The sequence below is a fragment of the Acinetobacter sp. YH12100 genome (assembly GCF_013419135.1).
GTDB lineage: Bacteria > Pseudomonadota > Gammaproteobacteria > Pseudomonadales > Moraxellaceae > Acinetobacter > Acinetobacter pseudolwoffii.
In genome coordinates, this window is sequence record NZ_VPAQ01000031.1 from 1 (window position 1) to 13,118 (window position 13,118).

The 13,118-nt window shown below is 42.4% G+C and carries 12 protein-coding genes and 1 pseudogene; 7 read left to right on the forward strand and 6 right to left on the reverse strand.

Going from position 1 to position 13,118, the window contains the following annotated elements; translation table 11 throughout:
* Positions 1–294: 294 nt before the first annotated feature.
* Positions 295–867: a peptidylprolyl isomerase gene (locus FTU40_RS14470; protein WP_100355787.1), complete on the reverse strand. Its 573-nt coding sequence runs from the start codon at positions 865–867 to the stop codon at positions 295–297.
* A 103-nt stretch (positions 868–970) separates the two neighbouring features.
* On the opposite strand from FTU40_RS14470, the gene FTU40_RS14475 reads away from it, so the two are divergent.
* A complete protein-coding gene (locus FTU40_RS14475) occupies positions 971–1,645 on the forward strand; it encodes an acetoacetate decarboxylase family protein (RefSeq protein WP_100355786.1) in 675 nt (224 codons plus the stop codon).
* A gap of 71 nt (positions 1,646–1,716) precedes the next feature.
* Here FTU40_RS14475 and FTU40_RS14480 read toward each other — a convergent pair whose 3' ends face one another.
* On the reverse strand, positions 1,717–2,787 hold the full coding sequence (locus FTU40_RS14480; protein ID WP_180041292.1) for an alpha/beta hydrolase: 1,071 nt from the start codon (positions 2,785–2,787) through the stop codon (positions 1,717–1,719).
* A 216-nt stretch (positions 2,788–3,003) separates the two neighbouring features.
* Between FTU40_RS14480 and FTU40_RS14485 the strand changes: the two genes are divergently transcribed.
* From FTU40_RS14485 to FTU40_RS14510, 6 genes and pseudogenes are all read left to right on the forward strand, one after another.
* A complete protein-coding gene (locus FTU40_RS14485) occupies positions 3,004–3,513 on the forward strand; it encodes a hypothetical protein (protein ID WP_100329870.1) in 510 nt (169 codons plus the stop codon).
* An 852-nt stretch (positions 3,514–4,365) separates the two neighbouring features.
* A complete protein-coding gene (gene grpE, locus FTU40_RS14490; RefSeq protein ID WP_005173545.1) occupies positions 4,366–4,914 on the forward strand; it encodes a nucleotide exchange factor GrpE in 549 nt (182 codons plus the stop codon).
* Positions 4,915–5,069: 155 nt separating this feature from the next.
* Positions 5,070–7,013 (forward strand): molecular chaperone DnaK, encoded by a 1,944-nt coding sequence (dnaK, locus tag FTU40_RS14495; RefSeq protein WP_005173542.1) that lies wholly within the window; start codon positions 5,070–5,072, stop codon positions 7,011–7,013.
* A 170-nt stretch (positions 7,014–7,183) separates the two neighbouring features.
* Positions 7,184–7,444 (forward strand): annotated as a pseudogene (locus FTU40_RS14500) (OXA-134 family carbapenem-hydrolyzing class D beta-lactamase); the annotation flags it as partial.
* 60 nt (positions 7,445–7,504) lie between these two features.
* Entirely contained in the window at positions 7,505–8,413 is a 909-nt protein-coding gene (locus FTU40_RS14505; RefSeq protein WP_180041294.1) for a matrixin family metalloprotease, read from the forward strand.
* Between the two features lie 105 nt (positions 8,414–8,518).
* The gene (locus FTU40_RS14510; protein WP_180041296.1) at positions 8,519–8,896 is read left to right on the forward strand and encodes a hypothetical protein; all 378 of its coding nucleotides are present in this window, start codon (positions 8,519–8,521) and stop codon (positions 8,894–8,896) included.
* Positions 8,897–8,951: 55 nt separating this feature from the next.
* Here the strand turns inward: FTU40_RS14510 and erpA are convergent, their stop codons facing one another.
* From erpA to FTU40_RS14530, 4 genes are all read right to left on the reverse strand, one after another.
* Positions 8,952–9,287, reverse strand: coding sequence for an iron-sulfur cluster insertion protein ErpA (erpA, locus tag FTU40_RS14515; RefSeq protein ID WP_004281944.1), 336 nt, complete (start codon positions 9,285–9,287; stop codon positions 8,952–8,954).
* Between the two features lie 121 nt (positions 9,288–9,408).
* Entirely contained in the window at positions 9,409–10,419 is a 1,011-nt protein-coding gene (locus FTU40_RS14520; protein WP_257223553.1) for a putative solute-binding protein, read from the reverse strand.
* A gap of 189 nt (positions 10,420–10,608) precedes the next feature.
* On the reverse strand, positions 10,609–11,619 hold the full coding sequence (locus FTU40_RS14525; protein WP_180041299.1) for a putative solute-binding protein: 1,011 nt from the start codon (positions 11,617–11,619) through the stop codon (positions 10,609–10,611).
* A 253-nt stretch (positions 11,620–11,872) separates the two neighbouring features.
* Positions 11,873–12,877 carry a putative solute-binding protein gene (locus FTU40_RS14530; protein ID WP_180041301.1) on the reverse strand — a complete coding sequence of 335 codons (1,005 nt, stop codon included), beginning with the start codon at positions 12,875–12,877 and terminating at the stop codon, positions 11,873–11,875.
* Positions 12,878–13,118: the final 241 nt, after the last annotated feature.

Sequence of the window (13,118 nt, forward strand, 5' to 3'; positions counted from 1 at the left end):
CACAAGTTGTTCTTCATAATCTCTTAATGATCTTTCTAACACCTCGTCAGTGCTAGAAGCTGGACTTCGATAAACTCAACAACTCCGCCATTCTGCTTCGTTCGTTTCCGTCTATCTCGTCGGTATGTGCTCATTATAGGGCAATTTCTTACACGTGCAAGCGCTTTTAACGCACAGGAATCACGAGTGTTTTATTTTTATGCACCAAATTGGTTCAATTCCATACAATTCATTACATAAGTACATATTTTTAAAACAGAAATATAAATTAAATATTTCTGTTTTATTCTGTACCTAGTTTTTCACGACTGGTGCTTTAATCGTCACACTGGTGATTTTTACAGGGTTCACCGGCACATTTTGATGCATTCCATAGTTTCGGGTCGGTACTTTAGCAATCTGATCGACGATATCCATACCTTTAGTGACCTTACCAAAGACCGCATAGCCGGCATTTCTGGCAGAACGATCCAGGAAATCATTATCAACCAGGTTCACAAAGAATTGTGCTCGGGCAGAATCCGGCTGATTGGTACGCGCCATGGCTAAAGTACCGCGTTTATTTTGCAGACCATTCGATGATTCGTTTTTAATGGGTGCTTTGGTATTGGCTTTTTCCTGCATGTTCACATCAAAGCCACCGCCCTGCACCATAAAGCCTGGAATGACGCGGTGAAAGATCGTGTCCTTATAGAAGTTACTCTTTACATAGCTTTCAAAGTTCTTTGCCGAGATTGGCGCTTTGTCATTGAAGAGTTCAATTTCAATATTTCCTGATGAAGTCTTCATCTCAATAATCGTATTTGCAGCAAAGCTTGGTAGACTGAGCGCAGCAAGTGCGATCACACATAATGATTTCTTTAACATTTATTAACTCATCTACTTAGAAGTAATGGTTGTGAATGACTATATATTAATCTTTTATAACTCATAATGCAGTGATCTGCCGACTAAAGACAAGAGAATAAGAATGAAGCATGCATTATTACAGGAGCAAAATATCCACCAGTTTCCACCTTGGCGTTTGCAGGGTGAAGGTTTTATTCTGAATTATTGGCTGACCCCCAGCTTTATTGAGCAAGCGAAACAGTTCCGGATCGCACCATCTCCGCTGGGGCGGATGGTCCAAGTCTTATTGGTGCGTTATCATTCTTCGCCGATTGGCCCTTATGATGAGTTACTGATTCTGGATCATCCTTTAATTAGTAAACGGCACCTCAGCTCGATTCCTAAAATTTATGTGTCTACCCATGAGTCTGTGGTACACGGTCAGCATTTATGGGGCATTCCCAAAGAACATGCGCAATTTGAATGGCAGGAAAAGGATCAGGAAGTGCTGTGTCAGATTCAGCATCAAAACCAGCATATGACAATTCGGCTGAAGAAAACCAAATCTGCACGCCAGTTCTACATTAATAGTCATCATATTCCAGCATCTATGCTGAAGATTCAGCAAGCCTGGAAAGGTCAGCGTTTTCAGTTTAGTCCACAGTTCCGTGGTCATCTCTCCAAACTCTCGCAAGTAGAATGGCAAGATATCGACAATATATTTCCAGACTTTTCCAAAGCCAAATTGCTGCAAAGCTTTTATGTTCCCAAATTCAATCTGATCTTTCCTGAAGCGCAGATCAGCAGCAAAGTATAAGAATTGATAAAAACCTATCTATAAAAAAAGGTGTTTCATGAGAAACACCTTTTTGCATTCACGCCTTGGATTTAACTATGTTTATCCCAGAATTTGCGGAAATTTTTGCTGATCTCAATCACATATTTTTTGGCACGGCGGGAGATCGGCGTCAGGTTGATAAAACCATGTGCCTGGTCGGTATATTCATGATAATGAACACTCACACCATTCTGACGTAGTTTATGCGCATAGATTGAACCTTCATCATGCAGGACATCATGACGTGCGGTAATCACATAGCTCGGCGGCAAGTTTTGCAATTCACCATAGGTCGGTGAAATCAGTGGATCATCTAATTCAATCTGATGGGTCTGGGCATACATGAAGGTCACCAGATCAATATCCTGCTCTGAAAGTACCAGTCCATCTTTATAGGCATAAAAAGATGGATGGCGACTTTTAAAGTCGACCGCCGGATAAAGCAAAAGCTGCGCTCGTGCGGCATAAGATTTACCTACACTGCGCTGAGCTACAACAGTAGCCAGATTTCCGCCGGCACTGTCCCCTGCCAAGGCAATCCGGTTTTTATAGACTTTTAGCTGCTTGCTATGCTGATGTGCCCACGCCAGGGCATCTTCACAAACCTGTACCATCTGCAAGGGGCTAAATTCTGGCGTCAGCGGATAAGCCACGCTTAACACCTGTACTTTGGCATGTACTGCCAGCAAGCGACAGAATTCATCATGGCTGTCCAGACCGCCCACCATAAATGCACCGCCATGATAAAAAATCACCATCGGCAACTTCTTTTGTGGAGCTGGATGATAATGCCGGGCAAAGATGCTGCCACTTTGCAAAGGCAGACGCAGCTCTTCTACCATTTTCACAGCAGTCGGTCTGGCCTGAATTGTTTTCATGCGCGCATCAAACGCCACCCGTGCCTGTGCGACATCTTCACTCAGAAAGCTGCCATGCCCCTGTTTAAGCTGAATCGCCATCAGGCATTTGACCATGGGGTCTAAATTAGGATAGTGATGAGGATAGTCCAAAGCCTTAACCAATGCGTCTTGTGCAATACCAGGTAAGCGATCCAGCATACGCGCTGCTGTGCCTTGCCCTTTCTCCATGACACTTTTCAGTACTGGATGATTCACAGTCATTATTTTTAGTCCTTATTCTCTTAATTCTTCATAGTTTCTACACGATTAGCGTTTCAGTGACCATATTCTTATATAAGTCTTAATATCTAAGTACATATAGTTTTATCCAATACGTTAACCTGATTTATAAAAGATGTCATTGACCGTTTAAATGGTATTTTTGACGTAGTTTTGCGAGCTTCAGTATATTTTTTATTTCAAGTTGGGAGAATGCCTATGGCTGGCAAAATTATAGCTCTGTCTCTGGCGACTGCATTTTTGGCTGTAGGCTGTGTTGCTTTCCCTGAAGATGGTGGCTACTACGATGGCCGTTATGATCAGCGTTCTGATCGCCGCTATGAACAGGATCGTCGTTATGAGCAACAGCGTCGTTATGATCGGCAACGCTGGGAATATGAACAGCAACGTAAACGTATTGAACTGGATCGACGTAAACAGGAAGTGCAGCGTCGTAACTGGGAACAGGACCGTAAAAGACAGTTAGAACAGGACCGACGTAAAAGCCAGCTGGAACGACAACGCCAGGAACAGCAGCGTAAAAACATGATGAGCCAACGGCAAAAACAGGCTGAAACAGAACGTAATAAACGCCGCCTGGAGCAGGATCGTAAACGGATCACCGATCAACGTGCCAGAAAAGCCCAGCAAAACCGTTCATCTAACCCACGCTGGAGCGATAATCGACGTCAACAGCAACAGCAGCGTCCACGCGATCGCCGTGATTAATACTTTGATTTCACTCTTTGTTAAAAAAGCCTGTAGCAGGCTTTTTTAATGGAAAATTTTATCTCAAGCTGATTGAATAAAAGCAGTATTTTTGCATGAAGGTCGGACTAAGCCGCCAAGCCATCATTTTTATCTTGATCAGATCAAGAATGCTCAATTTTAGCAAAAAAAAGGCCTATCTTAGAGAAAAAGATAAGCCACGAAAACACATTTCAAAATAAGAAGAAACTACAGCGATAGAATCTGGAATAAATATTAATCAAAAGTTCATCTATTGAGAAATACTTTATTGCTTAGATATTAATCGCTTTTATGTCTAATAAATAATCAGGCAAAAAAAAGCCAAGTCTTGGGGGAACTCAGCTTGAAAAAAGTAACTTGAAATAAGGCAACAGCAACCGAGTTCGGCTCTCTCCTCTGAACAAGGTCGCTGTCTATGTCAGTATCATGCAATTTTTTTACTAATATTTAAAACAGATTAAAATTATTAAATTTATTTAAAAATACGATTATCAATTTTTTATATTTATTTTCAAATAATTCATGTTTTATTTTAAAGCCCAGACTGTCTATTCAGCGACGTATACAGTAATGATCAGATGGCTCCTTGATCATTTACTTCAATTTATCTCCGCCTATATCGAGGTAAAAGCCTGCCATCTGCTCGCTGTTTTATTCAGAATTTTGTATAAATCTTAAATTTAATCTTGACTGACGCTTGAATTTTTACACCCTGCCCCGATTTCTTTAGGTAATCAAGAACTTCAACCATGGCAGTTCAGCATTAACGCAGTGAATACTGAGGCCTGAGGACTGTACATGTTTAAGAACCCATTTAAACGGAGTAAATCAATGGCGACTGAGCAAAACGAGCAAGCTCAAAAATTTGAGCAAGAGCAAGCGGAACAAGATACAGCGCAAACTCAAGCTGAAACCGAGCAGGCAGAAGTTTCCGTTGAGTCTTTACAAGAGCAGATTGCGCAGCTTGAAGGTGACTTAAAGTTAGAAAAAGCACGTACGGCCAATGCAGTCTACGAAGCACAAAAAAGTGTGGAACGTATTCAGCGTGAATCTGAAAAGCATAAAGATACCGTTTTAGAAAAGTTCTCTAAAGAACTTTTAGAAACCGTCGACAATCTCGAGCGCGCCATTGTTGCCGCAGGTGAAGAGAAAACTCCACTGCTGGAAGGCGTTGAACTGACACTTAAATCTTTATTGAATACCTTAGAGAAATTTGGAGTCGTGGTGGTAGACACCAGTAACGGCTTTAATGCTGATCTGCATCAGGCAGTTGGGATTGATCCAAATGCCAAAGCCAATGAAATTGGCACTGTTTTGCAAAAAGGCTACACGCTGAATAATCGCCTGTTGCGTCCGGCGATGGTCATGGTTGGCGCTTAAGCCAAATAAATTCGGGAGTTTGTGAAATTTTTTCAACAATTTTACTTGAAAAAAATCGAACGGCTCTCATATCGGATAACAAGTAAATCCCTTTTAATTTCCCTTTGATAAAGGGAAAAGTTTGGGAATAAAAAAATTTTTGAGGAAACATCCAAATGGCTAAAATCATTGGTATTGACTTAGGTACTACAAACTCATGTGTTGCAGTACTTGAAGGCGACAAAGTTAAAGTAATCGAAAACGCTGAAGGCGCGCGTACAACGCCATCAATTATTGCCTATAAAGATGGCGAAATTCTGGTAGGTCAATCGGCAAAGCGTCAAGCGGTAACGAATCCTAAAAATACCTTGTTCGCGATCAAACGTTTGATCGGTCGTCGTTATGAAGACCAAGCGGTACAAAAAGATATCGGTCTGGTACCGTACAAAATCATCAAAGCTGACAACGGTGATGCTTGGGTTGATGTCAACGACAAGAAACTTGCACCACAGCAAATCTCTGCTGAAATCTTGAAAAAGATGAAGAAAACAGCGGAAGATTACCTGGGTGAAACAGTAACTGAAGCGGTCATTACTGTTCCTGCTTACTTCAACGATGCCCAGCGTCAAGCAACGAAAGATGCAGGTAAAATTGCAGGTTTAGAAGTGAAACGTATCATCAACGAACCAACTGCTGCTGCACTTGCGTTCGGTATGGACAAGAAAGAAGGTGACCGTAAAATCGCGGTTTATGACTTGGGTGGTGGTACATTCGACGTTTCAATCATTGAAATTGCGGATCTTGATGGCGACCAGCAAATCGAAGTATTGTCTACTAACGGTGATACATTCCTGGGTGGTGAAGACTTCGATAACGCATTGATCGAATTCCTGGTTGAAGAGTTCAAAAAAGAACAAAACTTCAACTTGAAACAAGATCCGCTTGCGCTGCAACGTTTAAAAGAAGCTGCTGAAAAAGCGAAGATCGAGCTTTCTTCTTCGAATGCAACTGAAATCAACCTGCCATACATCACTGCTGATGCGACTGGTCCTAAACACTTGGTGATCAACGTAACACGTGCGAAACTTGAAGGTTTGGTTGCTGACTTGGTTGCGCGTACCATTGAGCCTTGCCGTATTGCACTTAAAGATGCTGGTCTTTCGACTTCAGACATCTCTGACGTGATTTTGGTTGGTGGTCAATCACGTATGCCAATGGTTCAACAGAAGGTTCAAGAATTCTTCGGTAAAGAGCCACGTAAAGACGTAAACCCTGATGAAGCAGTCGCAATGGGTGCTGCGATTCAAGGTGCGGTACTTTCAGGTGACAAAACTGACGTACTTCTACTTGACGTTACTCCGCTGACACTTGGTATCGAAACCATGGGTGGCGTGTTAACAGCAATCATCGAGAAAAACACCACGATTCCTGCGAAGAAATCTCAAGTGTTCTCGACTGCTGCTGACAACCAGCCTGCTGTAGACATTTCTGTGTTCCAGGGTGAACGTAAAATGGCACAGCAAAACAAATTGTTGGGTAACTTCCAATTGGGCGATATCCCACCTGCGCCACGTGGTGTGCCACAAATTGAAGTGTCTTTCGATATCAACGCTGATGGTATCTTGAAAGTATCTGCAAAAGACAAGAGCACGGGTAAAGAGCAATCGATCCAGATTAAAGCAAACTCAGGTTTGTCTGATGCTGAAATCGAAGCAATGATCCGTGATGCTGAAGCGAATGCTGAAGAAGATCGCAAATTCGAAGAATTAGCGAAAGCACGTAACGAAGCGGATGCGTTAGTTTCTTCTGCTCAAAAAGCAGTGAAAGATTTGGGCGAGCAAGTGACTGCAGACGAAAAAACTGCAATTGAAACTGCGGTTTCTGAGCTTGAAGCATCAACTAAAGAAAATGATGTTGAAGAAATCAAAGCGAAAACTGAAGCGCTTCAAAACATCATCATGCCGATCACTCAGCGTGCCTATGAAGCAGCTCAAGGCCAAGGCGGTGCGCAAGGGTTTGATCCGAACGCATTCGGTGGTGACGCTGGTCAACAACAGCAAAAAGCGGACGACGGCGTTGTAGATGCTGAGTTCACTGAAGTAAAAGATGACAAAAAATAATTTGTCGCTTTAACTGAAAAACCGCGCAATAGCGCGGTTTTTTTATGTCCAAATTTTAAAGCATGAAGGTAAAATGACTAAAAATGGATCGTATGTTCAAGTAAAGCTGTTTAAGCTAAATCCAGCATGAAACGACCATCAACCCTGAAAATTCTGATTTTGCGGCCTTTCAGCAATGGGTTAAAGCCATGTTATTGCTACAGGAACGCCACGCTTGTCGACTGTATGCCAAATCCGGCCGGGGTATGGAGCTGGAAGCGCAAGTTGGCTGACGCACGGGCTGGATCGAAACACCACAGGCTGACATCGTGGCCTTTTCCCTGAATATGCAGATGCACAGTCATATGGATCCGGCGATTCGCCTGGACATTTTACAGCAAACCTTGGCCGAATTAGGACTTTATCCAAAAGCTGAGCAGGAAGGCAAATAAGCATGGGAAATGCCTTAAAATTAAGCTATATTTTTTAAAAATAAGCATCTCAATAGCAATATGCGCCTTCTATTTTGTCTGGTCATCGTTGGGTTAATCCTGTCTACCTCTATGCATATGCAGACCAAAGCTCATCCACAACTGCGCTACAACTCGCTTGCAGACCGGCTCAGTCATCCTTTTGACACACGTTTACGCTTTAAGGTCGATCAGGTAGATGCAGGCTTTGGGCTGAGTAAAGAGCAAGTGATTCAACTGAGCAAAGAAGCCGTCGAGATCTGGCATCAGGGCACCCATCGCGATGATCTGCTGCTCTATGATGAAAATGCCCAGCTGAGTATTCATCTGATCTATGATCAACGGCAACAGGAATATAATGCCTTAAAGAAAGTCGAAAAACAGTTGCTGGCAGATGATGCCCAGTATCAACGTCAGGTCAAAAATCTGGAAGCATCTTATCAACATCTGGAAAGTCAACAACAACGCTTGATCCAGCAAAGAGATCAGATTAATTATGAATTTCAGAAGCTACAGCAACGACGGTATCAGCCAAATTTATCTGCCTATGAGCACGAACAATTAGAATATGAGTTTCAGGCTTTACAGCGCAAATCGGAAAATTTTAAACGGGAAGCCGAGTATCTTCAGCAACAGCAAAGTTCTTTTAACCTGAATGTTTCGCTGCATCAACATAGTCTTGAAAATCATCAACAGAATATCATTCAGGCCCAGCAACGTTTTCCTGCCCGTGAATTTCATAAAGGGGTATTTATGGGTCATCAGATTCATGTATATCAGTTTGATGCAGAAGATGATCTGCGTCTGACACTGGCTCATGAACTGGGGCATGCTTTGGGCCTGTATCATCATGATGATCCAGAGGCGCTGATGTATCCGGTACTGGGAAAACAGAATCTGCAACACTTTCAGTTGCGACCTGCCGACAAGACTTTGCTGTATCACCGTTAAGTGATCAGCCTGAATTCCTTAATTAATTTAAGTGTATAAGTGTTATAAAAAACACTCTATTCGGATTTCATGTTATTGTGAACGGCTACATTGTTCAGGCCATCTTTGGAGATTCATGTGAGTTACTACCATATTTTAATTGAAGTAAATGACCACATTAGTACGATTGATGAAACGCGTGATATCGAGATCTTTGATATTAAGGATATTCAGCCACATCTTCATGCGATTTTATTGCCTTATTTCAATGAACAGCTGATTGAACTGGACGATGAGAATCTGGAATATAAAGATATTTTACATCTGGAAATCAAACAGACCCTCTTGCCGATCAATGACCTGATCGAAGAAGAGCAGCGCCTGTTGCCAAGTGATACCGATATTACCATTAGCGCTTATGAGATTTTTAATAATCGTGAGCTGAGTCAGGATGTCACATCAGTAATTTTTGACCTCTTGGAAGCGGTAAAACTGGAAAATTAAGTTTTCTTCAGATATAAAAAAGTCCTCATCAAGAGGACTTTTTTATTGTACGTGTTTAGATCGAGAATGAAGATCCACAACCACAAGTGGTGGTCGCATTCGGGTTTTGCACCACAAAGCGTGAACCTTCCAGACCTTCCAAATAATCTACAACTGAACCGACCAGATATTGATAGCTGAGTGAATCGACCAGTACTTTCACATCGCCGTTGGCAAATTCTGCATCATCTTCATTCTGACTTTCGGCAAAGTTAAAGCCATAAGAGAAACCTGAACAGCCGCCACCGGTAACATACACACGGAGCATTAAGTCTTGGTTACCTTCACTGTCACGCAACTGGCGTACTTTATTTGCGGCATTGTCGGTGAGCACAAGCGCTTGGGCATTCATGGCGGATTCCTCTGTTGAATGGAATGTCTTTAAAAAGAAAAGACCATATCGAAGTATAACACACTCAATATATGGTCAGTCTCTACAGATTAAAAGTCAAATCAGAGTAATTTTATCAGGATTATTTGTAGTTCTCATCCTGTAAGGCACATTCGAAGTTTTGCGGGTTCTGTTTACAACGGAATTGCCACAGCAGTTTCATCATGCGCTTATCATATACGCCGCGTTTGGTCAGGTCGATTCTGGAATCGCGCATCATTTTCTGATAGCCCGGTTTATCTGCAGCCGGAATATCCATCCAGTATTTTGCAGGAATATCGGCTTTCATTTTGCCCAGAATACCAAAAGCGCGCGGCAACTGGCTTTTCACCCATTCACGTGATTTTTGACCATAACCCGCCGGGAATTTATCGGGACGGATAATGATATTACCGGTCACTTGCAACACCGGATAATTCACAATCGCACCTTTTGTACCTAAGCCTTTGTGTAATTCTAGGGGTTTAAATACCGCAGCGGGTGCGCCAATGATATCAACCTGACCATTGTTAAACTTGGCGCCAAAGTTGGTGACATCGGCACTAACGGCTTGAGCACCAACCTGCTGCACCATGATTTTTTGTGCTTCATCATAGTCGAGTACCGCAATTTTTTTACCTGCAGCTTTGGCCACGGTATTAATACTACGGTCATTGACCAACAGAAAAGCATCACCGACAGGAATCACCCCCACCACTTCATATTTGCCATTGAGCATATGTTTGGCAAAAGTCGGACTCGCCAGACCCTGCATCACTTTAACGGCCAGATTCAGATCTGGAATCGCCCCGATGGCATCGAGTGAGCCGGTAAAACTGTTGAACTGACGCCCGCGCATTCCAGTAACACTAATCCCGTCACATTTTCCGGCTTTAAAATCTTCTGCAACCACGGCTTCATTGGTATTCACTCTAAGCTCGATATCAGCGCCCCAGTTTTTCGCTGCCAGCTGATAATCTTTCATGACGCTATACACATCGCCATTTTTGCCCACCAGATCAAATACGCACATCACCTGTTTGGCCTGTACCAGACCTGAAACAGTAAATGTCGCTGCGGCCAATGCCAGTATTTTCCATCTTCTTTGTATCATCCTAATGTCCTTATACCTTGTTTTTGTTATTGCGATTTCAGCCGCATCTAATTATTTTTATATCAATCATAAGAAATCAATCTTTAGATCAAGCTTAAGCTATTTAATCAGCTGTACAATGGCTGATCTGCCTCAGTTCAACCACAAAAAAAGCTTAGACTCAGCTAAGCTTTTTCTTTAAAAATCAAATTACTCACCCGAAAGTGAACACTCAAAATTGGCTTTGTCGACAGAACAGCGCGCGCGTTTTAACACTGACATCATGCCAGCATCATAGATTCCGCGTTTGGTCATGTCCATACGGCCATCACGTAACATTTTCTGGTACTTGGTTCTATCTTCCACGCTCAGATTCATTTTATATTTCGACGGAATTCCGGCTTCCAGACGGCCGATCATGGCCATACTTTTTGGCAGGTTTTTGATAAACCAGTCACGCGATTTTTGCCCAAAACCTGCCGGGAATTTTTCCGGGCGAATGACAAAATCGGACGTCACATGCAGCACCGGGAAATTAAACATCGCGCCGTTATTGCTAAGGCCTTTATAAATCTCTAGCGGTTTATAAGCATAGGCTGGTGCCCCCACCATATCCACCTGACCATTGTTAAATTTGGCCACAAAATTGGATACATCGGAAATCACGGCCTGTGCACCAACACGCTGCACCATAATTTTCTGGGCATCGTCATAGCCCAATACCGCGAATTTTTTACCTGCGGCTTTTTCGATCGAGTTAATATTTTTGTCACGGACAAAGATGAACGCCGAACCAAGTGGTGCAATCCCGGCAATTTCGTATTTTTTACCACCCAGATTAGTCACCATTTTGCTGGCATTGCGTTTGTCCAGCGCAAAACTAATGGCTCGCTGTGCAATTGCATTGCTCGGTGCACCGCCCAGTGCATCGATAGAACCGGCAAATTTATTGTATTGACGGGCGCGCATGGCAGTCATAAATACGCCATCACATTTTCCGGCTTTAAAATCATTGTCGGCAACAGCTTCATCTTGGCGGGCAATCAGATTGATTTCTGCGCCCCAGCCTTTTGCAGCCAGTGCCCATTCTTGCGCCATCTGGAAAGACTCACCCGATTTACCCAGTAAGTCAAACACGCAGATATCGACTTTTTCTGCATGCACTGCATTGGCAAAACCAAATGTAGAAAGTGCAGCCAATGATAAGAGTGCTTTTTTCATTGTATTATCCTTTGGAATCTTGTTATTCGCTGAGTGTCCGTACACGGAACAAATATTAAGCAAGTTTAATTAAAAAAAATAGAGCATTTACTCCATTTAAAACCCGTGTTTTGGCCTATAAAGATAAATCAGCGTATTTTCTAAATATTATTTTATAAAATATTTTTAAATATCAACTTCTTAGTATTCAATAGAAGTTTCGTATCATTACATTTAATCCGTGAGAGTTACAAAGATATACATCATTTGAATTTTATTCGCCACTAATTGAACACTCAAAATTGGTTCTTTCGATGGTACAGCGGGCACGCTTCAATACCGTCATCATGCCGGGATCATAAATCCCCTGCCGGGTTAAATCGATGCGGCCTTCGCGCAGAATCTTCTGATAGGCAATGCGATCTTCACGGCTTAAGTTCAACTTATATTTATTGGGAATTTCCGCTTCCATACGTTTCACCATGGCAAAACTGCGCGGCAACTGTTTCACAAACCAGTCTCTGGATTGTACTGCGAAAGAGTCAGGAAATTTATCCTGCCGGATGATCAGGTCGGCGGTGACATTGATCACTGGAAAATTAATCATGGCGCCTTTATTGCCCAGACCTTTTTCTAATTCAAGCGGTTTAAAGGCATAAGCCGGTGCAGCCACAATATCAACTTCGCCCTGATTAAACTTACGGATAAAATTGGAAATTTCCGACATTACCGGCACGGCTTCAATCCGGTTGACCATAATTTTCTGGGCATAGTCATAATGCAGCACGGCAAATTTCTTGCCTTTTACCTGTTCCAGTTTATTCAGCTCGCGATCACGGACAAAAATATAAGCCGGGCCAATCTGCCCGATCCCAGCCACTTCAAATTTTTCTTTGCCAATCTGGGTGATCAGGCGCTTGCTGTTGCGTTTGTCCAGTACATAACTGATGGCTTTCATGGCAATGTCATTATTTGGCACACCACCAATCGCATCAATCGAGCCGGCGAATTTGTTATAGGCGCGGGCCCGCATAGAGGTCATATAGAAGCCATCGCATTTGCCGGCCTTGGCATCCTGATCCACTTTGGCTTCGTCCTGATAGGCAGTCAATTGAACATCAGTATTCCAGGCTTTTGCAGCTAAAGCCCATTCCTCCATTAATTTAAAAGATTCGCCAGACTTGCCCAGCAAATCAAAAACACAGACATTTACTTTGGCATGACTTGAAGTCGATGCCAGTAGACCCAGTGCAGATAAAACTAAAAATCCCTTTTTCATTTTTATTTTACTCTATCGTATTTTTTGCTCGATCAGCTTCTACTATAAACAACTGTTAATGCTGAAAATAGAGCTTATACTCAACTTATGCGTCCATAATATATAAATTCACAGTATTTAAAAGCTGGCTCATTTCAGTAAAAGTCGCAAGATTTTTCATTTTCACAAGGCTTTCCTTTAGAATAGGCGCATCTTATTTCTTAGCTTTGATTTCTCAATGATTCAGTTAGACCAGTTATCT

Excerpts from the sequence above, each read along its gene's own strand:
- FTU40_RS14470 (WP_100355787.1), bottom strand. The coding sequence starts at position 867 with ATGTTAAAGAAATCATTATGTGTGATCGCACTTGCTGCGCTCAGTCTA.
- FTU40_RS14475 (WP_100355786.1), top strand. The coding sequence starts at position 971 with ATGAAGCATGCATTATTACAGGAGCAAAATATCCACCAGTTTCCACCT.
- FTU40_RS14480 (WP_180041292.1), bottom strand. The coding sequence starts at position 2,787 with ATGACTGTGAATCATCCAGTACTGAAAAGTGTCATGGAGAAAGGGCAA.
- FTU40_RS14485 (WP_100329870.1), top strand. The coding sequence starts at position 3,004 with ATGGCTGGCAAAATTATAGCTCTGTCTCTGGCGACTGCATTTTTGGCT.
- grpE (WP_005173545.1), top strand. The coding sequence starts at position 4,366 with ATGGCGACTGAGCAAAACGAGCAAGCTCAAAAATTTGAGCAAGAGCAA.
- dnaK (WP_005173542.1), top strand. The coding sequence starts at position 5,070 with ATGGCTAAAATCATTGGTATTGACTTAGGTACTACAAACTCATGTGTT.
- FTU40_RS14505 (WP_180041294.1), top strand. The coding sequence starts at position 7,505 with ATGCGCCTTCTATTTTGTCTGGTCATCGTTGGGTTAATCCTGTCTACC.
- erpA (WP_004281944.1), bottom strand. The coding sequence starts at position 9,287 with ATGAATGCCCAAGCGCTTGTGCTCACCGACAATGCCGCAAATAAAGTA.
- FTU40_RS14520 (WP_257223553.1), bottom strand. The coding sequence starts at position 10,419 with ATGATACAAAGAAGATGGAAAATACTGGCATTGGCCGCAGCGACATTT.
- FTU40_RS14525 (WP_180041299.1), bottom strand. The coding sequence starts at position 11,619 with ATGAAAAAAGCACTCTTATCATTGGCTGCACTTTCTACATTTGGTTTT.
- FTU40_RS14530 (WP_180041301.1), bottom strand. The coding sequence starts at position 12,877 with ATGAAAAAGGGATTTTTAGTTTTATCTGCACTGGGTCTACTGGCATCG.